Origin of the sequence: Streptomyces geranii (genome assembly GCF_002954775.1) — a bacterium.
GTDB lineage: Bacteria > Actinomycetota > Actinomycetes > Streptomycetales > Streptomycetaceae > Streptomyces > Streptomyces geranii.
The window spans coordinates 56,685-77,383 of record NZ_PJME01000039.1; the positions used below are offsets into that span (position 1 = coordinate 56,685).

At 72.1% G+C, this 20,699-nt stretch carries 21 protein-coding genes; 9 read left to right on the top strand and 12 right to left on the bottom strand.

Going from position 1 to position 20,699, the window contains the following annotated elements:
• Positions 1-80: 80 nt before the first annotated feature.
• A complete protein-coding gene (locus tag CW359_RS33215; RefSeq protein WP_105973913.1) occupies positions 81-785 on the top strand; it encodes a fused DSP-PTPase phosphatase/NAD kinase-like protein in 705 nt (234 codons plus the stop codon).
• 48 nt (positions 786-833) lie between these two features.
• Here CW359_RS33215 and CW359_RS33220 read toward each other — a convergent pair whose 3' ends face one another.
• The 3 genes from CW359_RS33220 to CW359_RS33230 form a co-directional block, all read right to left on the bottom strand.
• A complete protein-coding gene (locus tag CW359_RS33220) occupies positions 834-1,637 on the bottom strand; it encodes an SAM-dependent methyltransferase (RefSeq protein WP_105973914.1) in 804 nt (267 codons plus the stop codon).
• Between the two features lie 131 nt (positions 1,638-1,768).
• On the bottom strand, positions 1,769-1,984 hold the full coding sequence (locus CW359_RS33225) for a DUF397 domain-containing protein (RefSeq protein ID WP_105973954.1): 216 nt from the start codon (positions 1,982-1,984) through the stop codon (positions 1,769-1,771).
• A gap of 110 nt (positions 1,985-2,094) precedes the next feature.
• Positions 2,095-2,955, bottom strand: coding sequence for a helix-turn-helix domain-containing protein (locus tag CW359_RS33230; protein ID WP_105973915.1), 861 nt, complete (start codon positions 2,953-2,955; stop codon positions 2,095-2,097).
• 223 nt (positions 2,956-3,178) lie between these two features.
• On the opposite strand from CW359_RS33230, the gene CW359_RS33235 reads away from it, so the two are divergent.
• Positions 3,179-3,862, top strand: a complete 684-nt coding sequence (locus tag CW359_RS33235; protein WP_105973916.1) for an ATP-binding protein — start codon at positions 3,179-3,181, stop codon at positions 3,860-3,862.
• On the top strand, positions 3,853-4,305 hold the full coding sequence (locus CW359_RS33240; protein WP_105973917.1) for a hypothetical protein: 453 nt from the start codon (positions 3,853-3,855) through the stop codon (positions 4,303-4,305). The genes CW359_RS33235 and CW359_RS33240 overlap by 10 nt, the downstream gene beginning before the upstream one ends.
• A 6-nt stretch (positions 4,306-4,311) precedes the next feature.
• Here CW359_RS33240 and CW359_RS33245 read toward each other — a convergent pair whose 3' ends face one another.
• From CW359_RS33245 to CW359_RS33255, 3 genes are all read right to left on the bottom strand, one after another.
• On the bottom strand, positions 4,312-4,485 hold the full coding sequence (locus tag CW359_RS33245) for a hypothetical protein (RefSeq protein ID WP_105973918.1): 174 nt from the start codon (positions 4,483-4,485) through the stop codon (positions 4,312-4,314).
• Positions 4,486-4,651: 166 nt separating this feature from the next.
• A complete protein-coding gene (locus CW359_RS33250) occupies positions 4,652-5,293 on the bottom strand; it encodes a DUF899 domain-containing protein (RefSeq protein ID WP_105973919.1) in 642 nt (213 codons plus the stop codon).
• 90 nt (positions 5,294-5,383) lie between these two features.
• Positions 5,384-6,766: an amidohydrolase gene (locus CW359_RS33255; RefSeq protein WP_105973920.1), complete on the bottom strand. Its 1,383-nt coding sequence runs from the start codon at positions 6,764-6,766 to the stop codon at positions 5,384-5,386.
• Positions 6,767-6,944: 178 nt separating this feature from the next.
• Here CW359_RS33255 and CW359_RS33260 point away from each other — a divergent pair, with 178 nt between their 5' ends.
• Positions 6,945-7,895: an endonuclease/exonuclease/phosphatase family protein gene (locus CW359_RS33260; protein WP_105973921.1), complete on the top strand. Its 951-nt coding sequence runs from the start codon at positions 6,945-6,947 to the stop codon at positions 7,893-7,895.
• Positions 7,896-8,116: 221 nt separating this feature from the next.
• On the opposite strand, the gene CW359_RS33265 is transcribed toward CW359_RS33260, so the two are convergent.
• The 3 genes from CW359_RS33265 to CW359_RS33275 form a co-directional block, all read right to left on the bottom strand.
• Entirely contained in the window at positions 8,117-9,982 is a 1,866-nt protein-coding gene (locus tag CW359_RS33265) for an FUSC family protein (protein WP_105973922.1), read from the bottom strand.
• 239 nt (positions 9,983-10,221) lie between these two features.
• Complete coding sequence (locus CW359_RS33270) at positions 10,222-11,049, bottom strand: nucleotidyltransferase domain-containing protein (protein ID WP_105973955.1); 828 nt, start codon at positions 11,047-11,049, stop codon at positions 10,222-10,224.
• A gap of 79 nt (positions 11,050-11,128) precedes the next feature.
• A complete protein-coding gene (locus CW359_RS33275; protein ID WP_105973923.1) occupies positions 11,129-13,099 on the bottom strand; it encodes a tetratricopeptide repeat protein in 1,971 nt (656 codons plus the stop codon).
• Between the two features lie 37 nt (positions 13,100-13,136).
• Between CW359_RS33275 and CW359_RS33280 the strand changes: the two genes are divergently transcribed.
• From CW359_RS33280 to CW359_RS33300, 5 genes are all read left to right on the top strand, one after another.
• Complete coding sequence (locus CW359_RS33280) at positions 13,137-13,748, top strand: hypothetical protein (RefSeq protein WP_105973924.1); 612 nt, start codon at positions 13,137-13,139, stop codon at positions 13,746-13,748.
• Between the two features lie 354 nt (positions 13,749-14,102).
• Positions 14,103-14,666 (top strand): hypothetical protein, encoded by a 564-nt coding sequence (locus CW359_RS33285; RefSeq protein WP_232838720.1) that lies wholly within the window; start codon positions 14,103-14,105, stop codon positions 14,664-14,666.
• Positions 14,667-14,751: 85 nt separating this feature from the next.
• Entirely contained in the window at positions 14,752-15,792 is a 1,041-nt protein-coding gene (locus tag CW359_RS33290) for a GNAT family N-acetyltransferase (RefSeq protein ID WP_105973926.1), read from the top strand.
• A 154-nt stretch (positions 15,793-15,946) separates the two neighbouring features.
• Positions 15,947-16,384, top strand: a complete 438-nt coding sequence (locus CW359_RS33295) for a RidA family protein (protein ID WP_105973927.1) — start codon at positions 15,947-15,949, stop codon at positions 16,382-16,384.
• An 80-nt stretch (positions 16,385-16,464) separates the two neighbouring features.
• Positions 16,465-16,947 (top strand): GNAT family N-acetyltransferase, encoded by a 483-nt coding sequence (locus CW359_RS33300; protein WP_105973928.1) that lies wholly within the window; start codon positions 16,465-16,467, stop codon positions 16,945-16,947.
• A 107-nt stretch (positions 16,948-17,054) separates the two neighbouring features.
• Here the strand turns inward: CW359_RS33300 and CW359_RS33305 are convergent, their stop codons facing one another.
• The 3 genes from CW359_RS33305 to CW359_RS33315 form a co-directional block, all read right to left on the bottom strand.
• Positions 17,055-18,152, bottom strand: coding sequence for a glycoside hydrolase family 6 protein (locus CW359_RS33305; RefSeq protein ID WP_232838721.1), 1,098 nt, complete (start codon positions 18,150-18,152; stop codon positions 17,055-17,057).
• 180 nt (positions 18,153-18,332) lie between these two features.
• Positions 18,333-19,049, bottom strand: coding sequence for an aspartate/glutamate racemase family protein (locus CW359_RS33310; RefSeq protein WP_105973929.1), 717 nt, complete (start codon positions 19,047-19,049; stop codon positions 18,333-18,335).
• A 2-nt stretch (positions 19,050-19,051) separates the two neighbouring features.
• On the bottom strand, positions 19,052-20,548 hold the full coding sequence (locus CW359_RS33315; RefSeq protein WP_105973930.1) for an NCS1 family nucleobase:cation symporter-1: 1,497 nt from the start codon (positions 20,546-20,548) through the stop codon (positions 19,052-19,054).
• Positions 20,549-20,699 lie beyond the last annotated feature (151 nt).

Below are 20,699 nucleotides of genomic sequence, written 5' to 3' on the forward strand. Positions count from 1 at the left end.
CCGGGTTACGATGCAAAAGCGCTCTCGTCCCCTGCACGACACACGATCGCGCCCCCGTCCCCAACCCCCTCGGGTCCCCCATGGCTGCCGTCACCGCTCCCCCGCCCCCGTTCCCGCTGCCCACCCGCCCGGTGGTCCGCCGTACGCTGCGGATCCTCGGCAGAGTCGCCGTCGGCTATCTCGCCCTGTGGGCCACCGGCGCGCTCGGCATCCTGGCGGTGTCGCACTGGATCGGCCAGGAGACTCCGGCCCCGCCGGGGACCCGCACGATCCAGGGCGTCCACCACTTCCAACCCGTGGACGGCCAGGGGCGGTTGTGGCGCGGAGCGGCGCCCTCGCCGGCCGGGTACCGGGCCCTGGCGGGCCTCGGCATCACCACGGTCGTCGACCTGCGCGCCGAGGACCTGAGCGCGGCCCAGCTCGCCGAACCGGCCAAGGCCGGGCTGAAGGTCGTACGACTGCCGATACGCGACGGGCAGACGCCCACGACGGGGCAGGTGCAGCGGTTCCTCGACGTCGTCGCGTCGTCGTCCGGGCCGGTGTTCGTGCACTGCGGTGCCGGTGTCGGCCGTACGGGGACGATGGCGGCGGCGTATCTCGTGCAGACCGAGAAGGAGTCGCCGTCGACGGCGGTCCGGCGCAACCTCGCGGTCGGGCCGCCGTCGATCGAGCAGATCTACTACGGACTGAGCCTCGGCCGGGAGAAGGCCGAGCAGCCACCGCTCGCGGTGGTGGCGGTCAGCCGCCTGGTGGACGCGCCGCGCCGCATGTGGTCGTGGCTGTGAACCCATAGCCCATGGCCCACGGCTGCCCCGCCGCCCCGCCGCTCACCGTCAGGACGTGCGGCCCACCGCTCCGTAACCGGGGATCACGCCGTCCTCCTGGCCCGGGATCGGCTCGCCCAGTTCCGGGTGCCACTTGTCGACCACCTCGACGCCGGGCTCGATCAGGTCGAGGCCGTCGAAGAAGCGGGCGAACTCGGTGCGGGAGCGCAGGGCGAGGGTGACTCCCGCCGCCTTGAGCTTCGCCGTGGCCGCCGCCGACTCCTCCGGGGTGAAGTCGGCGGTCGCGTGGGTCATCACCAGGTAGCTGCCGGCCGGGAGGGCCGCCAGCAGCCGGCCGACCAGGTCGTGCGCGCCGTCCTCGTCGGAGACGAAGTGCAGCAGCGCGACGAGCGAGAGCGCGATCGGCCGTTCGAAGTCCAGGATCTTCTTCGCGCCCTCGACGATGGCGTCCGGGTCGCGCACATCGGCCTGGAGGTACTCGGTGACGCCCTCCTCCGTGCCGCGCAGCAGGGCCGCCGCGTGGGCCAGCACGATGGGGTCGTTGTCGCAGTAGACAACCCGCGCGTCGGGCGCGACCTCCTGGGCGATCTGATGGAGGTTCGGCTCGGTCGGGATGCCGGTGCCGACGTCCAGGAACTGGCGGACGCCGTGCCCGGCGAGCCAGCGCGTGGCGCGGTGCATGAAGGCCCGGTTGACCTTAGCCATCACCGGCACGCGCGGGTCCAGGGCCAGCATCTGACGGCCCATCGCCTCGTCGACCGGGTAGTTGTCCTTGCCGCCCAGATACCAGTCGTACATCCGTGCGGGATGGGGCTTGCTGGTGTCTATCTCGAACGAGGGCTGCCCGGTCATGACGAACTCCGTAAGTCTCTTCGGGGTCTTGCGCGGCAAGGGATCAACTGAGCACCAAATTAGGAACAAAGGAACAAGAGGCCGGGAACGAGCCCGGGGCACAGAAGAACAGGAGGACAGGGGAACAGCGGTCAGGACAGGAGGAAGTCCGCCTCTCCCGCCTTCGCGCCCTCGATGAAGGCGAGCATCTCGTCGGTGGTGTAGATCAGCGCAGGTCCCTCCGGGTCGGTGGACTGGCGCAGGGCGATCCGGCCGTCGGCGAGCTTCATCGCCTCCAGGCAGTTGCCGCCGTTGCCGCCGCTCCACGGCTTGTGCCAGCCCTCACTGCCGAGTTCACCGGCGGGCATGCCGTTGTAGATGCGGGCGCTCGCCCGCTCGGTGACCCGTTCAGTGGTCAGCTCATTGATTCGCTCGTGGCGTATCCGGGCCTTGGACGTCATGCGATCCATGCAGAGATTCAGAGCTCCTTGCGGAGATCCCGGAGGATCTCCTTCGTGCGATGTGCTGTAGCGGACTGAGCCGCCATGCGGTCCATGACCTCCAGGTGGGTTGCCACCTCGGTGCGCGAATCCAGATAGATGGCGCCGGTCAGGTACTCGCTGTAGACCATGTCCGGGAGTTCCGGCACGGCAAAACGAAAGAGCACGAAGGGCCCGTACGTGCCCGGGTGCGGCCCCGAGGAGAAGGGGGCGACCTGGAGTGTCACGTTGGGCAGGTTCGTGGCTTCGAGCAGTTTGTCGATCTGCGCACGCATCACCTCCGGTCCGCCCACCGGGCGGCGCAGGGCGGTCTCGTCCATCACGACCCACAGGCGGGGCGCTCCGTCGCGGGTGAGCAGTCCCTGGCGTTCCATGCGCAGCGCGACATGGCGTTCGATGTCCTCAGGTCTGGTCTGGCCGATGGCGCCCGATTTCAGGACGCCGAGGGCGTACTCCTCGGTCTGCAGCAGTCCGGGGACGAAGTGCGGTTCGTACTGGCGGATGAGGGCCGCCGCGCCCTCCAGGCTGACGTGCATGGAGAACCAGCCGGGCAGCACGTCGTGGAAGCGCTGCCACCAGCCGGGCTGGTTGGCGTCCTCGGCCAGCTGGACGAAGGCCTCGGCCTCCTCGTCGGAGACGCCGTACGACTTCAGGAGGAGCTGGAGGTACGGAATCTTGAGCGCGACCTCGGCCATCTCCATGCGGCGGACCGTGGCAGGGGCGACGCGGAGGATGCGCGCGGCCTCCTCGCGGCGCAGGCCCGCACGCTCCCGCAGATCCAGCAGGCGCCGGCCGAGGACGACCTGTCCGACCGTCGGCGCGGACCGCGGTTCGCTCACGCTCCACCTCCATCGAGCACCGGCATGTCCGGTGAAGATTCCTGACAGCCCGGCGGCGCCAAACCGGAATCCGTTCGAAGGTTTATTCGAAAACCTGCCGAAAGTCCCAACTGGCGCCGCTCCGAGTGCTGTTGCGAGCAGTGTGCCACGCCGTTCCACTCCGTCACACCGCACTCTGCATTTTTCAGAGTGACACTTGCCAAGTGTTCACGGCGGGGAGATAGTGGCAAGCGTGATCCCGTCCCCGCCCTTAGGAACAGACGCCGCCGCGGACCGCCCCGGTCCCGGGGCAGCGGCCTCGCTGCGCCCCGGTACGGCGGACGAGCGCCGGTTCCGCTTCGAGCTGGCCGCCCATCCGGGCTCGCCCGCGCAGGCCCGTCGCCTGACGCGGGCCCGGCTCACGGGCTGGTCGGTCTGCGAGGACACCTGCGACACGGCGGCTCTGGTCGTCACCGAGCTGGTCACCAACGCCATCGTGCACACCGCGAGCAGCCACATAGTCTGCGAGCTGCACGACGGGGACGACCTGGTGCGCATAGCGGTGCGTGACGAGGGCTGCGCCCCTGGTGTGCCCCACCAGTCGCCGCAGCGCCCCGAGGACGAGCAGGGGAGGGGGCTGCTCCTCGTCGAGGCCATGTGCAGGGCCTGGGGTGCCCAGGAACACGGTCCGGGGCTGCTGGTCTGGGCGGAGCTCGCCCGCCGCGCCGACGCGGACGTCGACGCCCAGGACGGCACAGCGGCCCGCGGCGACCTCGGGTGGGGCGCTCCGCCGCCCCGCCCGGGTCCGCCGGGCGACCCGGAACCGGAACCGGCCGACGACGCCCAGGCGCAGGACGGGCACCACGGGCGGCACCGGTTTCCACGCCACGCGACGACCGGGACGGGGACAGAGGCCGAATGGGTGTGAGGGGTACGTCCGCGGGGGGCCGGGTCGTCAGCATGGACACGCTGGTGCGCATGAAGCGCGGCCTGCACACCCCGCCCCGGGCAGGAACCCCTCTGCGCCTTCCGATACCGGACGGCATGACCGCGCCCCTGGGCTGTGACGCGGTGGCGGTGCCAGCCCGCTTCGGCCCACGGATACTGCCCCGGCTGCCGCGCGTGGGCTGTGTGTACGCGGACGCGGGCCGCTGGTGGTGGCTGGTCCCGGCCGACTCCGACTACGCCCTGGAGTGGCCCGCCCCCTCGCACTACGCCACGGGAGCGGTGATCCTCGACGCCCCGCGCGTGCCGTCCCTGCTGCACCGCCCGGCGGACACCCTGCCGTACACCCCGCCGATACCGCTCTACCTGGCCCTGTGCCAGGTCACGGGGACGACCCCGACCTGGTCGAGGCCGATCAGCGCCTGAGCGGCCTCACTCCCCCGCCGAGCCGCCCGGCACGACCACCAGGAACGTGTCCGTCGCGAGGTCCATGACGACCTCCGCGGCCTGGCCCGCCAGACGGCACGCCTGTGCGAACTCCTCGGCGGGCCAGGAACCGCGCGGCCCGCCGGCGGGAAAGCGTTCGAGCACCTTTCGCCCGTTCACCCTGCACCTCCATGTAGCGCTGATCTCGTAGAGTTAAACGCTCATCATGGGGAAAAGGCCTCGCCGAGTGACCGTACTGAGACGTAGTTGACACTCGTTCACCGGCGGATGTGAGGATGACCTCACCCTGTTACATCCTCCGGCACCTCTTTTGTCGCTCTGCGCATCAGTCCTCGTACTCGTCGTGACGCCGCACGCGCGCGTGGCCGTCGGTCGCCCCCAGGGGGGTGAGGTCCAGGAAGCTCGTCGCCGAGCCCAGGCCTTCGAGGGCGCGGCCGTACGCCGAGTAGGTGTGGAAGACCTGGTCGCGCTCCTTCAGGAAGCAGCTGACGCCGGACCACTCGACGTCCTCCCCCGCGTCCTCCGAGGTCGCCTGGAAGTCGCGGTTGAAGTCGTTGCCGTACGACGAGTACCAGGGCACCGTCCACCCCATGCGCGCCTTGAAGGGCAGGATGCGGGTGTACGGCGCCCGGGACACGACCGCGAACGAGGCGTCGCGGGCCCACAGGTGTGCCAGGTGGCCGACGTTGTCGAGGAACTCCGAGCAGCCCGCGCAGCCCTCGTCCCACTCGGGGGCGAACATGAAGTGGTGGACCACGAGGTGGCGGCGGCCCTGGAAGAGGTCGGGCAGGGTGGCCTTGCCCTCGCCGCCCTCGAACACGTACTCGTCGTCGACCGCGACCATCGGCAGCTCGCGCCGTTCGGCGTTCAGCGCGTCACGCGCGCGCGTGACGACCTCCTCCTTGACCAGCAACGCCTCGCGTGCCGCCCGCCATTCTTCGCGCGAAACGATCCGCGGAAGTGTCATCGCCCCTCCAGGTCCCCGTCGTGGAACGGTCCGTTCTCGGGGGTGGACCGGCGGGGCGCACGGAACTCATCGCCGCCCGGAGAAAAATTCTCAGGTGCCGTACTCCTGGATGCGCCGTCCGTGGCTGCGGTCGACGAGCGCGGGCAGCCGCTCTCCCAGTTCCCGGACGATTTCCGGTACGTCGAGGGTCAGCAGCTCGCGGTCGCGCATGAGGATCCGGCCGTCGACGATCGTCGTCCGTACGTCCGACGAGCGGGCGCTGTGGACGAGGGTGGCGGCGAGGTCGTGCACGGGCTGGGTGTGCGGCCCGGTGAGGTCGACGAGGACGATGTCGGCCCGCAGGCCCGGCGCGAGGCTGCCGATCCGCCCGCCGAACCCCACGGCCCGCGCGCTCTGCAGCGTGGCGTGGTGCAGGGCCTGCCGGGAGGTCAGCCAGCGGGGGTCGCCCTCGGTCGACTTCTGGATCAGCGAGGTGAGCGCCATCGACTCCCACACGTCGAGCGAGCTGTTGGAGGCGGCCCCGTCGGTGGCGAGCCCCACAGGGACGCCGATCCCGCGCAGGGCGCGCACCGGGGTGGTGGTCGGCCAGGCGAACCTGAGGTAGCCGCGGGGCGCGGTCGCCACGGCCGTACGTCCGTTCGTGCGCGCCAGGACGGGGAGGTCGCGCTCGACGATGCCGGTGCCGTGCGCGAGGAGGACGTCGAGGTCGCCGGTGAGGATGCCGGTGCGGGCCAGGATCTCGATGGGGGTACGGCCGTGCCGGGCGAGGCTGGCCTCGGTCTGGTCGCGGTTCTCGGCGGCGTGGATGTGCACAGGGAGGCCGTGTTCGCGGGCGAGGTCCGCGGTAGCGGCCAGGGCGGTGTCATCGACGGTGTAGGGGGCGTGCGGGGCTAGGGCGGTGGTGATACGGCCGCCCGCGCGCCCCCGGTGCCGCAGCGCGAACTCCAGCGACTTCTCCCGCCCTTGGGGCCCCTGCGAGGAGAAGTAGGCCTCACCGAGGTGCGCGCGGATCCCGCACTCCTCGACCACGGCGGCGACGGTGTCCATCGAGAAGTAGTGGTCGGCGAAGCAGGTGACCCCACCGCGGATCATCTCCGCGCAGGCCAACTTCGCGCCCAGCTCTACATCGACGGCGGTGAGGTTGGACTCGATCGGCCAGACGACGTCGTTGAACCACTCCTCGGTGGGCAGGTCCTCGGCGATCCCGCGCAGCGCGACCATCGGGGCGTGCGTATGGCAGTTGACGAGCCCGGGCATGGCGACCTGCCCGCGCGCGTGGATGCGCTCCACGGCGTCCGGGAGTTCGATGTCCACGCCGATCGCCTCGATGACACCTCCGCGTACGACGATCGAGGTGTCCTCGGCGAACTCGATCCGCTCGTCGGAGCCGGAGCCGGAGCCGGTGCCGGTGTGGCGGAGGGCGGTGCAGCCGGTGATGACGAGATCCGCCGGAGCGGCGGGAGATGGCGTCATACGGCCACCGTACGACGCGGTCGTACCGGTGGATGACGTGAACCGCGCATCCCCGCGTCGCCCTGTCGCCGGGGCGGCGACGCGGGCACCCTGGACGCACAACGGGACACAACGGCCGTAACTCACCGGAACGTGCCGCGAGTTGCCGGAGATCGCTGGACCTGAGGGGGAACCCGGCATGATCGTCGCCACCTGGAACCTGGAGAACCTCTACCGCCCGGGCGGGCCGTTCGGCCCGAAGGACAGGACGGCGTACGAGGCGAAGCTGGCCGCCCTCGCCGCCGTGATCACGGAACTCGACCCGACGCTGCTCGCCGTCCAGGAGGTCGGGGACGTGGAGGCGCTGCACGACCTGGTTGGCCTGCTGGGCGACGGCTGGGGTGTCGCGACCTCGCGGCTCCCGGACAGCCGGGGCATCCGGGTCGGTTTCCTGGGCCGCGTGCCGTTCGAGGTGGTCGCCGACACGAACGTGTTTCCGGCGAAACTGCGTCCGGTGCAGGTGGATGACTCCGGCCCGGCGGCGTCGGTCACGGGCCGCGGTTTCCTGGCCGTGGCGGCGGACACCGAGGGCGGCCCGCTGCGGGCGGCGGTGGCCCATCTGAAGTCCAAGCTGCTGTCCTACCCGAACGGCCGCTTCCACCCGCGCGACGAGGGCGAACGGGCCCGCTACGGCGCGTACGCCCTGTACCGGCGCACGGCCGAGGCGACCGCGCTGCGGGCACTGGCGGACGACCTGCTGGCCGACGAGGGTCGCACGCGCGACGTGGCGGTCCTGGGCGACCTGAACGACGAGGTGCGGGCGGCGACCACGCAGATCCTGCTCGGCCCGCCCGGTTCGGAGATCGGCACGCCCGGCTACGAACACGACGACAAGGGCGACGCGACCCGCCTGTGGGACGTGGCCCCGCTGATTCCGGCCGATCAGCGCTATTCGCGGATCAACTCCGGCCGCCGCGAACTGATCGACCACGTCCTCCTGAGCCACCGTCTGGTCCACCGCACGACGGAGGCGGGCACGGGCCTGCCCGGGAGCGGCGCACCGGCCCTCCCGTCGGTCGGCCCGGACCCGGAGGCCCGGCGCGGCGCCCCGGGCTCGGACCACGCGCCCGTGTGGGTGCGGATCGACTGACGCGGAGCCGTCCCCGGCGGACGCGGGTGGCGTCTCACCCGCGCGCGGGACACGCATGGGTTCGCTGACGCCGAGCCGTCCTCTGCCGACGCGGGTGGCGTCCCGTCCTCAGCCCGCGCCCGGCGCCTCACGCGCGCGGGACACGCATTCGCAGCGCGGGCGAGGCGCACCGGTCCCGCACCACGCCCGATGGATACGGATCGCCCCACGCGAAGTGGTGCTCAGCCCGCGAGAGGCGTCTCCCCCACCCCCGACGCCCGCACGCGCAGCCCCGCGCGCTCACGGCGCTCGGCGAGTTCGTCCAGGAGTTCGGTGAGGTGTTCGGTGTGCCGGCGGGTGAGGCTGCCTGTGTCGTCGAGGTGCACGGCACAGGCGGTCGTCGTGTCGACAAGTCGTTCGAGTGTGGCGGCGACCTCTTCCGTGCCCTTGGTGTGCCGTGCCAGGGCGGGCAGTTCGGCCGCGGAGTGCGCGATGGCCGTACGGGCCTCGGCGAGCGCGCGATAGGCCTCGCGGCGCAGCACCCAGCGTGCCTGCCGGTCGTCGGAGCCGCTCATCACATGCTGGAGGTAGGCCTGCGCGGCCTCGGCGGCCCGCGCCAGCCGCGACCGTACGCCGCCGCCGCGCTGTCCGGGCATCGGCAGATGTCCGACGACGAGTACGAGGGCACAGGCGACCAGGGTCTCGAAGATCCGGCTCCACGACGCCTGGGGCTCCCCGCCGACCATCACCAGGGCGAGCACCAGCACCGTGACGACGGCGGTCTGTGCGGCGAAGTGCCGGGTGGCCACGGGGATCAGCGCGCCGCTCAGGGCGACGAGCGCGATGAGCCCCTCGGGTCTGGGCAGTACGGCGGCGAGGCCCGCGAAGAGGACGGCCCCGAGGACGGTGCCCGCCGCCCGGCACAGGACGCGCGAGACGAGCGGTCCGAGGTCGGGCTTGACGAGGAAGACGGCGGTGGCCGGAATCCAGTACCAGTGGTCGTGGTGCGCCGTCTGCGCGACGGCCGCGCCGGCCCCGAAGCACAGCCCGACCCGCAGTCCGTACTCGCGCCCGCCGGAGTCGACGGCGGTGCGCAGCAGGGCGGGGAGAGTACGGCGCCGCTTGTGCAGGTCGTCCGTGTGGCCGCCCCCGTCGAAGGCGTCGGCGGCGTGCAGCAGGGCGTCGTCGAGGGCGCGCAGCCCGGGTGCGGAGCGGGCGGGGGCGGGCAGCGGCCCGGTGTGCGAGTTGGTCCGTACGGCGGCGGCGAGGCGCCGGGGTCCTTCGGCCACGCGCGCGTGGAGGGCGTCCCCGCTCCAGGCGAGGGCGGTCGCGGCCTCGGCGAGGGGCAGCGCGGCGGCGTACTGGGTGCGCAGCCGGCGCTCGTCCGCGGAGGTGGCGTACCGGCGCAGTCGGGGTCCGCCGAGGGCGTCCTGGGCGTGGTCGAGGGCGGCGGTGAGGGCGACGCGCCGGGGGCCGGCCTCGTCGGTCCCGGCGGCGTCGAGGAGGTGGGCGACGGCGTCGTACACGGCGGCCACGGCGGCCCGTTCCCCGTCGAAGCGGAAGTCACCGGCTCCGGCGCCTGGTGTGGGCAGCGCGAGGCGCAGGGCGAGCAGCCAGCCCGCGCCCGCGACGAAGAACAGCGCCCGTTCCCAGCCCGGCTCGGGCAGCGGCATCCCGGCCCCGATGGCGGCGGCGACGAGCAGTTGCGTACCGGCGCCGGACGCGACGGGCCCCACGGCGCTGATACCGCCCGCGAGGAGGCCGAGGGCGGTGAGGACGAGGGTCAGCGGTACGGCGCCGAACTGCTGTCCGGCGTATGTTCCGACGATCAGTCCGGCAGCCCCGGCCAGCGCGGGCACGCCGAGGCGCCTGATGGAGGAACGCCTGCTGCCCGGCCGGTCGTTGATCCCGGCGAGCATGGCGCCGAGCGCGGCGACGACACCCAGGGAGGTGCGGTCGGCGAGCACCCCGGCCAGCAGCAGTGGCCCGGCGGACAGCGCACCCCGGACAACCGCGTTCCAGGGCACGGGTCCGCGCTGGGCGCGCAGCGCGTGGGCGAGCCAGGGCGGCAGGGCGAGACGCGGACGGGTGCTGCGGGGGCGTGGCACGGGGCTCCTGTCGTGACGAGGGCGGGGGTGCGTTGCCTTCGGGCGACGATGGCCGGGCTGTGGTGTCCACCGTAGATCGGGATGCCGGAGGAGACGGGACGCGAGTATTTCGGGGAAGTGACGGTTCTCCGGAAAGCCGCGTTCTTTATGAACGCAACGCCGGTCGGGGAACGAAAGGGACGAACGGCCGGAGGCGTGACGACCAGACGGTCGGCCCAAGAAACCATCGCCCCAAGGGACTATTTCCGGGTGCCCGAATTCCGGTCGGCCACTCCGAAGAGCAGCGCGGCGTCGTCCACGGCACGCGCGCCGGCCCGCTCCGACGGATCGCCGAGCGAGGCGATGATGTCGTCCACGCCCCGCAGGCCCGCCCGCTCCAGCAGCCGCTTCTCGTTGGTCACCCACTCCCCCTTCGCGGCCAGCACCGCGTGCCCGGCCTGCATGGCGGCGACCGCGATGGCGCCCGCGACCTCCGTACGGCGGTCCCCGGGCGCGTGGTTGGCCCTCGTGTACGCGAGGGTGGCGCGGGCGGTGCCGTACCAGCGTTCGCGCGCGGTGTGCCGGAGCCTCTCGGGGTAGGCGGGCGGTCGGGGCAGCTGTCCGCGCAGCACCTCGTTGACGGCCAGTTCGGCGACGACCGGATAGCTGGGGATCCCGGCGAGATGGAACAGCAGCGGCTCCACCCGGAAGCGTCCCTCCTCCGCCTCGGCCAATTCGTGCTCGACCACGTCGAGTTCGCGGTAGTGGACGTCGACCCGTCGCCCCTCGACGGTCAGCCAGGCCCCGCCGTTGAACACCCCGCCGCCCCAGCCGCCGATCCCGGACACCTCGCCCGCCCAGCCGACCGCGCGCAGATCGGCGGGGTCGAAGGCACCCCGGTAGTACACGGCGAGATCCCAGTCGCTGTCGGGCCGGTGCGTGCCCTGCGCGCGCGAGCCGCCGAGGGCGACGGCACGGACGCCGGGCAGACCGTCGAGCCGGTCGGCGACCCGGTCGAGGAATGCCTGGTCGGAGAGGGTCCGGTCGAGAAGACTCCGGCCGGCGAAGTCCTGGTCGTCCGTCGACATGCTCATGTGCGGCCTCCCCGTCCTCGTGCGCTCTCGTGTGCCCGCGTACGGGATGTCGGCGCCGTGCCCCCGTACGCCCCTAGCCTGCGGCCGGAACGCCGAAGTCCGCACCCGAGATTCCGCCGAACCCGGCGGCGATGCGCACCAAGGGCTCGCGCAGCGCGCTGAGTTCCGTGCGCATGGCGGGGGCCTCGGGCCAGGCGGACTCGTGGTCGAGGGGGGCGACGGCGGCCGGGCGGCCGGTCTCGTGCGCGGCGAGGCGGGGGTGCCAGGTGGTGGTGAAGGGCCGGATCGTGTCGTTGATCAGGGCGTACGCCAGGCTCTGCACCGTCACGGCGCCGGCCGTCGAACCCGGTTCGAGGCCGATGCTGTACGTGTGCAGCGTGCCGCGCGTGAAGTCGATCAGCGACTTGAGCGAGGTCAGCGCCTCGCGGAGGCTGCCGGTGCCGGGCGCCAGTTCCTGCACGCCGATACGGGTGACCAGTTCGACCTGGATGTCGAAGGCCGCCATCCGCTCCGACTCGCTGGGTGCCGCCATGGGGACCTCCCTCCGGCTTCCGGGAAAGGCCAGCGTAACCGGGTCGCGCCGTCCGCACAGGGTGCGCAGGGCGGTGTGCCGCAGGGTCTCCGCGCGGGAGGGGGCGGGGTCGTGGTGCCGCCAGGCGTGCAGGGTGACGGGGTGCGGCTGCCAGCGGTCCTCGGGGGCGGGGCCCAGCAGGCCGCGTACGCGCAGTTCGGCGATGCCGTTCGCGGCGTGCCGGTGGGCGACGACATAGGGGACGGCGTCGGTCGCGGCCAATACGGCGGCCACGTCGTCGACGCTCAGCGGCAGCGGGTGCAGGGCCGCCGCGCAGCGCAGTACGTCGGCCGCGTCCGGGGTGTCGACGTCCCGGACGAGGGACGCCGTCACACGCGCGGTCCCCTCGGCGCCCTTGCTGTCTGCGGGCGTGTCGAGGGGGGAGTCGAGGGGAGACGGGCCCGGTCCGTGCAGCCGGTCGTACAGGGACCGGGGGCCGTGTCCCGCGCGGACCGCCCGGCCGAGCAGGTCGAGGGCGCCCGGATGTCCGCCGACCGCCTGGGCGAGCACGTCGTCGCCGACGAGCACGCGCGCGTGTGCCGCGTCGAGCGGTCCCAGGTCGACGGGGGTGCCCAGTCCGTCGTACGCGCGGCTGCGCAGCGTGAACAGGGTGTGGCCGCCGGGGCGGGGTGCGGCGAGGCGGGCGAGGTCGCGGGTGGCGAGCCGGGCCTCGGGGATCCCGTCGACGACCCAGAGGAACGGTTCGCCGGTGTCGGCGTGTTCGGCGCGTTCGGCCTGTTCGGCGCGTTCGGCCTGTTCGACGCACTCCGCGTACCGCGCCTCGAACTCGTCGTACGACGCGCCGCCCAGCCAGTACACGCCTCCGGGGTACGCCGCCTCGAAGCGCAGCGCGTACTCCTGGGCGAGCCGGGTCTTGCCGATGCCCGCCATACCGCGGATCTGTACGGCGTGGGCGACAGCTCGGCCGGTGACCAGGGGTGCGGAGTGGGCGTGCAACGCGGAGTGCACCTGCCACAGTTCGGGGAGCCTGCCGAGGAACTCGGGGAACGGTTCGGGCGTTGCCCGGGTACGGCGCGCCGCGCCGTACTCCCTGACCGGCATCGGTCCGTCGAGCCGGCCGACGTGTTCGCGTACGTCGGCGACCAGGGCGTCCGGGTCGGCGGCGGAGGGGTGGCGGGCGTCCCGCAGTTCGACGGGGTGGATGTGGCCGGTTCCGTGCTCGGGGTTGACGACCATGACGCGGCGGCGCGGATCGCCCTCGCCGAGTCCCGCGAGGTAGGCGGTCGTCAGCTCCCACTGGCAGGCCTCGCGCTCCGGATAGCCGGTGGAGTAGTAGGCCAGCAGGGCCTTGGAGCGGGCCAGTTCGCGCCGGATCGTGTCGCTGATGCCGGCGAAGGACGCGACTCCGGTCTCGTCGGTGAACACGGAGAGCCCGCCGCCGCGCAGCGCCCGGGCCAGCGGACGCACCCGGTCCACATCACCGCGGCTGTAACTGAGGAAGACGTCCCACACGACGGCTTACCCTACTGTGAGTGCGGGGAGGGCGATCATGAGACGCAGGCAGCGCAGGCGACGCGGACCGAGCGGTCCGGCGCAGATAACGGCCACACTGTCGATTCCGTTCGTCGGCGAGATCTCGGGCACCTGGGTCCCGGTCGACGCGGAGCGCAGCGCGGCCTGGGAGCTGTATCTGGAGCTGGTCACCAGGGTGTCGGTCGAGGAACTCGACCGTGACGAGGGGTTTCTGCGCGAGGCGCTGTCGTCCCTATACACCTTCTTCGGCACGACCCGCGAGATCCTGCGCCGCTACGGCCCCGACATCGCGCCGCCGCTCGCCCCCGGCCACGTCAGCTTCGGCGTCCTCGCCGTCACGGTCCTCAACCGTGTGCTGCGCCCCCTGCTCGCCTCCTGGCATCCCCGGCTGACCGCGTACGAGTCGAGGCGGCCCGCGGACGTCGACCCGGTCGCGTACGAACGGTCGTGGGAGCATGCGGACGCTCTGCGCTCGGAGATCGCGGCGGTCCGCCAGACGCTGGTGTCGCTGGCCCGGACCTTGCAGGAGGTGGCGGGCGTCAGCGACCTGATCGACTTGCCGGCGCCTCGGTCGCCGGGGCTGGGTCGCGGATTGGGGCACCCCCCCCGCAGGTCAGAGCCCTCCTGACGGTAGTTGAGGGCGGGCGGACGACTGCCGGCCCGGGTGCGGTTTCGGGTGCGGCTCGGGTGATTGTCAGTGGTGGGCGCTTCAATGGGTTCAGTCGTCACAGAGCGTCACGACTGAACTACGGGGGAGGTGGCCATGGCCTGCCATGCCGACGGTCGGGGCTACGAGAAGAGCCACGGAAAAAGCCAAGGAAAGAGTCACGGGCAAAGTCACGGGAAGAACCGGTCGGGGTCTGACGGGAGGAGCCTGGAGGACCAGGGCTCCGAGCGCGATGACCACGCGGGTGTACATGAGGAGGACGGGCAGCGGTACGTCTCGCTGGCGGGGCTGCGGGCTCGCGGGTGGTCCGGCGGGATGGTGCACCGGCTGCTCGGGACACCGGACCGCCTCAGCGCGAATCCACGGCTGAGGGCGGCGCCGCAGGTCCGGCTGTACCGGGCCGAGCGGGTCGAGGCGGCCGAGCTGAGCGACGAGTTCCAGAGGGTGGCGGAGTCCTCGGCGCGGCGCTCGGAAGCGGTGCGGAACGCCGTACGGCGACGGCGGCTGGAGATCCTGGAGCGGATCAGGACGGAGCCGATCGAGGTACCGCGCCTGGAGCCGGGCAAACTGGCCCTGCGGGCGGTGGAGCACCGGGCGCGACAGGAGGCGGTGACCGGCGCCCGGATCGAGCCGACGGACGGGGACACCGCACGGCAGACGGGCCAGGCCGGCCGCGCTTCCCTGACCCCCTGGAAGGTCGACTATCTGCGGCACCGGATGAGCCACTACCGCCAACTCCTGGACGGTATGCCGGGAGGCGAACGGGACTCCGGCCGGGCCGAGGCCGAGGAACTGCTGCGCCGACGCATCTGCGCGGCCATCGCCGAGGCGTATCCGGCGCTTGAACAGGAGTGCGAGAGGCAAACACGCGCTCAATGAGCGGGTCAGTCGCCAAGGTGAACCCGCCGACGAGATCCCTTCCGGGACCGGACAGACACACCGCCCGCGTCCCTACGCTCCGCCCATGGAAGACGATCTCGCCCTGCGCGTGCACGAGCGCCTGTCGGCCCGCCCCGGCCTGCGCCCGGTAGGCCCGGCCGAAGCACACCGGTTCGGCCGCTGGGACCTGGCCTCACTCGCCGAGGGCGCCCTCGGCGAGTGCACCGACCCGGACTCGCTCACGCCCGCGCAGGAGAAGCGGTTACGTGTCCGGCTGGGGGCGTCCGGACGGGAGTACGAACACAACGACGACTTCTGCAGGAGGTATTGGATCTGGGACACACCTGAGGACAGGGCCGGTGGCCGGACCGTTGGCAGACTGCGTGGTGACGGGTCGGGTGGCGCCAGGCTGAGTTGTGGCGGGCTCGGGCGGCTGAGGGGGCCGCTCGGGACCATCGCCGTGGACACCTGGCCGAGCGGGGTGGGCTCACTGCGCGTGTCGTCGCTGTACGTCCATCCCGTCGCCCGGCGCCACGGCCTCGCCTCGTCGGCCCTGGACACGGTGTACGAGGCCTGCCGCGCCGAGAACCTGCACGGCTTCCGCCTCGACACCTGCTGGACCTGGCAGCGCAGCGTCCGCTACTACCTCAACCGGGGCCTGTGGGTGACGTCGTGGAAGCACGCGCTGGGACTCGCCCGGCTGTCGTACCTGCCCCGGTACGAAGTCCGGGAGAACGGAGCCGAGTTGACGTTCCTGACAGCGGACCCGGCGACGGACGCCCAGGGCGCGTGCACGCCCGGCCCCCTGGTCCCGCTGCTCGTCGCCGACGCCGTCGACGGACGGCTACGACTCCGGGAGACGGATCAGTACGCCCGTACCCGCGACGAACTGAACGCCGTCCGCCACTACGCACGCTCGACACTCGCACTGCATCTCGCGGTGCGCGGACTGCCGTTGGTGAGAGGGGAGGAGGAATGGGCCGAGGCGCTCACGGGCCGCTGGTGCGACATCGGCGACCCGGAGGGGCTGGCACGGAGGATCGAGGCCTTCGAGGCGACGGCACGCGACGACGGCTGGCGGCTGACCGGGCTGTACGGCAGGTCGACGCATGCGCCAGGCGGCTGACGCAGTTCTGGACGCGCCCGGGAGCAGGTAAATCCGGGTGCGAGCACCGCCCGACATCCGCATGATCGGCGGGTGGTCATGTGTCCGACCCCGACCCCGACCCCGCCCTCACCCGACCCTGCGCCCCACCACCCGCCAACTCCAGGAGCCCGCCGTGCTCAAGCGTGTCGTCGTCCCCGGTCTGTTCCCGCCGCCCACCTACTCCCACGCCTCCGTCGTCGAGGCGGGTACGCGGCTCGCGTTTCTCGCCGGTTCCGTGCCGCTGGACGCGGCGGGGCGGATCGTGGGCGCGGGCGATCCCGTACGCCAGGCCGAGCAGGTGATCGTCAACCTGGGCGAGCAACTGCGGGCGGTGGGCAGCGACTTCGCGCATGTCCTGGCGACCGATGTGTACGTCGTGAGCGGCGAGCCCGGGGTGCTGGCCGCCGTCTGGGAGGTCGTGGAGGCGTCCGGCCTCGCCGTCGGGCCGCATTCGTCGACCCTGCTGGGGGTGGCCTGCCTCGGCTACACGGGCCAGTTGGTGGAGATCACGGCGACTGCCGCAGTCCCGGACGTGGCGGAGGAGGAGATGGAGGAGGTGAGCCCGGAGTGAGACACGGAACCGGTCGGTGACGGCGAACCCCGGTAAATCCAGGTGCGCCCGCCCCGCCGCCTCTGACAGGCTCCGCCCCCGTGACCACCCCATCGCTCTCGTCCCCAGCCCCGAAGTTCACCCTCCGCCGTGCGGTACCCGGCGATGCCGGTGCCGCGGCCGATGTGCTGCTGCGGTCCAGGGCCGCCGCGCTGCCGACCGTCGCCTGGCCCCGGTCCGACGGGGAGGTCCGGGACTACTTCCGGGACGTGGTGGTGCCGCATCGCGAGACCTGGGTCGCGGAGGCGTCGGACGGGGGCGGGATCGTCGGTGTGATGGTGCTCGCCGGTGCGGAGATCTCCCAGCTGTATCTGCTGCCGGACCGGCGCGGCTGCGGCCTCGGGGACCTCTTCGTCGCCCTCGCGAAGGAGCGCGGCCCGGGTGGGCTGAGCCTGTGGACCTTCCAGGTCAACAAGCCCGCCCACCGCTTCTACGAACGCCACGGCTTCGTCGCCGTCGAGCACACGGACGGCAGCGGGAACGAGGAGCGCGAGCCGGATGTGCGGTACGTCTGGCGGCCGTAACGCGCCCCGGACGTTCGGCAGCCGTGACGCACTGCGGACGTCCGGAAGCCGGAGCCCGCTCCGGACGTCCGGCAGCCGTGACGCGCCCCGGGCCCGCGACCCCGCGCTCACTGCCGTGCGTTGCGGGCGAGTTCGAGGGCGTACGACGGCCACCACTGACCGGCCGCCGGGCCGCCCCGGCAGGTGCCGTCGGACTCGCCGGGCCGTTTGATCCACAGGTGGGCGTCGAGTCGAGGGTGGCCGGTGACCGTCGTGGGCGGTGTCCCCAGGGCACGTCCCGGCGGATTGCACCACGACTCCGCGTCCGCCGCCGGGTCCGTACTCGTGTAGGGGCCGTTGCCGTTGCGGCTGGTGTCCACGACGTAGTGCTTGCCACCGAGGGCCTTCGACAGGGCGTCGCCGTAGGCGGAACTCGCCTGGTCCGTCTGGAAGTTGGAGACGTTCAGGGCGAAGCCGTCGGCCTGTCCCACGCCCGCCGCGCGCAACGCCTCGACGAGCCGTGCCGGCTCCGGGATCCAGCCGGAGTTGCCCGCGTCGAGGTACACGCGCGCGTGCGGCTGCCGTTTGATCCGCTCGACGGCGTACGCGAGCAGCGCGTAGCGGTCCTTCGCCACGACCTGGGCGCAGCCCGCGACCACCTGGGCGACGGCGTCCGGTTCGACGATCACATAGGCACTCCGGTCGCCGAGTCCGGCCGCGAACTCGTCCACCCATGTGCGGTAGTTCGACGCGGTCAGGGCACCGCCGCCGGAGTACTGGCCGCAGTCCCGGCCCGGGACGTCGTACGCCACCAGCACGGCCGTCCGCCCGGCGCGCGCGGCGGTCGTGGTGACCGCCTGGACGGTGGCCCGAGGGCTCGCCCCGGTCACCCACTCGGCCTGCGGACGGCTCGCGATACGGTCCATCAGCGCGGCGTCCGCACCCCGCCCGACGGCCCGCCACTCCAGGGCCTGCCGCGCCGCACTCGACCGGGGGTCCACCCAGAGCGGCTCGACGGCAGCTCCCTTGGCTCCACCGGCCTGCTTCCCGACACCGACGTCGGCGTCGGCACCCGTGCTCGTACCCGCGCTCGCCCTCGTCGTACGGACGTTCCCGCCCCCCAGCGCCCCCACGCAGCAGCCGCCCACGAGCAGGACGACGACGAGCCCCCTCGGCAACCACTTGGGCAAGGTGATCGATCTGGGCGTTGTGCGCGACCTGGGCACCGGCGACTCCGTTCCCGCCGCCGACGAGCCACGCCCGCGACGACGATCAGACCTCCCCGGAGTCTGCGGTCACCGCCGCCCCGCACCGCGCACGGCCCCACCGAGCCGCCCCAAGATCACCCCACCGGCGCCCACCGGCGGCCACGGACTCCCGTCGACGGCTCCCGGCAAGGCCCACCCTCACTCCCCCACCCGCCCCCACTCCCGCCTCTTGGGCAACGGCTTCGCGTAGCTCCCCGACCGGCTCGTCGTCAGCCCCAGCGCGACCAGCGACTCCGCCAACTTGACCGCCGCGCCCACCCCGTCGACGACCGGCAGCCCCAGCTTCTCCCCCACCGCACGCTGCAGTCCGGTCATTCCCGCGCAGCCCAGGACCAGTACCTCGGCACCGGCCGCCACCGCCCGCTCTGCCGCCGCGACGAACGCCTCCTCGGTGCGGCGGTCGTCGCCGAGGTCGAGGACGCCGAGGCCGGTGCCGACGACGGCGGCGCAGTTCCGGCCGACGCCCGCCGTGTCGAGGCTGTCCTCGATCTGGCCGCACGACCGTTCGAGCGTGGTGACGACCCCGTACCGCCGTCCCAGCAGACACGCGAGGTGCGCGGCGGCCTCGGTGATGTCGACGACGGGGACGTCCACCAACTCCCGTACACCCTCCCGCCCGTGCTCGCCGAACCCGGCCATCACGACGGCGTCGTACGGACCCTCGTAGGTCCGCAGGGTGTCGAGGACGGCGGCGGCGGAGAGGTAGCTGTCGAGCCAGCCCTCCGCCGACTCGGGCCCCCACGCGGGGGTGAGTCCACGCACGGTGGTGCCCGGGCCTGCTGCGGCCCGGGCACCTCGTACGATCTCCTCGGTCATCCCCTGCGTGGTGTTGCAGTTGGTGACGACGATCCGCACGCTCAGCCCTCCGCAGCAGCCGAAGCGGAAGCGGACGGCGTGTCCGTGGCAGCGACCGCCTCGGCCCGTTCGTCGCGGCACAGCAGCGCGTACAGGCCCGCCGCCAGCGCCGTGCCGATGAACCACGAGTACGGGGCCACGTCGCTGAAGTCCTTCACCAGGGCGAGCACCGCCGCGACGCCGGCCGCGGGCAGGAACGCCCACAGGGCCTTCGGGTTGACGCCCTTGCGGTAGTAGTAGCGGGAGCCGGGCCGCGCGTCGAACAGTTCGTCGACGTCGATGCGGCCCTTCTTGACCCAGAAGTAATCGAGCATGATCACACCGAACAGCGGTCCCAGGAAGGCGCCGAGGCCGCCGAGGAAGTACTGGACGACCGTGGGGTTGGAGAAGAGGTTCCACGGGGTCACCACCAGCGCGGCGACCGTGCTGATCATGCCGCCGACCTTGAAGGTGATCTTCTGCGGCCAGACGTTGGCCAGGTCGTACGCGGGTGAGACGAAGTTGGCGACGATGTTGACGCCCATGGTGGCGATGGCGAAGGTCAGCGCCGCCAGCACCAGCACCCAGGTGTTGCCGACCTTGGCGACCAGCTCCGCCGGGTCGGTGATGGCCTCGCCGAACACCTCGATCGAACCGGCCGTGACGATGACCGAGACGATCACGAAGGCGGTCGAGTTGAAGGGCAGGCCCCAGAAGTTGCCGCGCTTGACGGTCCGGTAGTCGGGCGCGAAGCGGGAGAAGTCGCAGAAGTTGAGCATCAGCGTGCCGTACGTGGCGAGGATCAGCCCGATCGCGCCGAACCACTGCCGCCACTGCTCGCCGACGGAGACCGGGTTCGGGGTGGAGGTGAGCGAGATGGTCCAGCCGGCCTTGGAGAGGACCCAGACGGCGAGCGCGATCATGACCAGCCAGATCGCCGGACCGCAGAAGTCCTGGAACTTGCGGACCGACTCCATGCCCTGGCTGATGATCAGCGCCTGGACCAGCCAGAGGGAGACGAAGGACAGCCAGCCGAGCGCGTCCAGCCCGAGGAACGAGTTGTGCGTCCACGATTCGAGGCCCGGCCAGGCCGCGAGCAGCATGACGTTGACGGCGACGGAGGCCAGGTAGGTCTGGATGCCGTACCACATGATGGCGATGACGGCCCTGATCAGCGCGGGGATGTTGGCGCCCCACACCCCGAAGCTGATCCGGCTGACGACGGGGAACGGAACGCCGTGCCGCTGGCCGATCTTCCCCATCCAGTTCATGCCGACGTAGATGATCACGAAGCCGACGAGGAGGGAGGTGAAGATCTGCCAGACGTTCATACCGAGGACCAGCAGGCCCGCCGCGAACGTGTAGTTGCCGAGGTTGTGGACGTCCGACATCCACATCGCGAAGAGGTCGAAGACCTTCCAGTTGCGCTTGCCCGCGGGCGCGAGGTCTTCGTTGGTGAGCCGGGGATCGGGGACGAATGCTGGGGTACCGGTGACTTCGGCACGATCGGCGAGGGACACGGGGGCTCCATGGGCGAGGGGACGACAAAGGGGAGCAGATCGGAGCAGAGTAGAGCAGAGAGGGAAAGCTGGCCGCGTGTTTGGTATACCAAACTGCGCACATGCTCCTCCCGTCAAGAGTCCGGACCGATGTCCGCCCCGTTACGGCTCC

Excerpts from the sequence above, each read along its gene's own strand:
- CW359_RS33225 (WP_105973954.1), bottom strand. The coding sequence starts at position 1,984 with ATGCCCGCCGGTGAACTCGGCAGTGAGGGCTGGCACAAGCCGTGGAGC.
- CW359_RS33220 (WP_105973914.1), bottom strand. The coding sequence starts at position 1,637 with ATGACCGGGCAGCCCTCGTTCGAGATAGACACCAGCAAGCCCCATCCC.
- CW359_RS33285 (WP_232838720.1), top strand. The coding sequence starts at position 14,103 with ATGGTGCACCGGCTGCTCGGGACACCGGACCGCCTCAGCGCGAATCCA.
- CW359_RS33250 (WP_105973919.1), bottom strand. The coding sequence starts at position 5,293 with ATGACACTTCCGCGGATCGTTTCGCGCGAAGAATGGCGGGCGGCACGC.
- CW359_RS33290 (WP_105973926.1), top strand. The coding sequence starts at position 14,752 with ATGGAAGACGATCTCGCCCTGCGCGTGCACGAGCGCCTGTCGGCCCGC.
- CW359_RS33280 (WP_105973924.1), top strand. The coding sequence starts at position 13,137 with ATGAGACGCAGGCAGCGCAGGCGACGCGGACCGAGCGGTCCGGCGCAG.
- CW359_RS33270 (WP_105973955.1), bottom strand. The coding sequence starts at position 11,049 with ATGTCGACGGACGACCAGGACTTCGCCGGCCGGAGTCTTCTCGACCGG.
- CW359_RS33215 (WP_105973913.1), top strand. The coding sequence starts at position 81 with ATGGCTGCCGTCACCGCTCCCCCGCCCCCGTTCCCGCTGCCCACCCGC.
- CW359_RS33260 (WP_105973921.1), top strand. The coding sequence starts at position 6,945 with ATGATCGTCGCCACCTGGAACCTGGAGAACCTCTACCGCCCGGGCGGG.
- CW359_RS33255 (WP_105973920.1), bottom strand. The coding sequence starts at position 6,766 with ATGACGCCATCTCCCGCCGCTCCGGCGGATCTCGTCATCACCGGCTGC.
- CW359_RS33240 (WP_105973917.1), top strand. The coding sequence starts at position 3,853 with ATGGGTGTGAGGGGTACGTCCGCGGGGGGCCGGGTCGTCAGCATGGAC.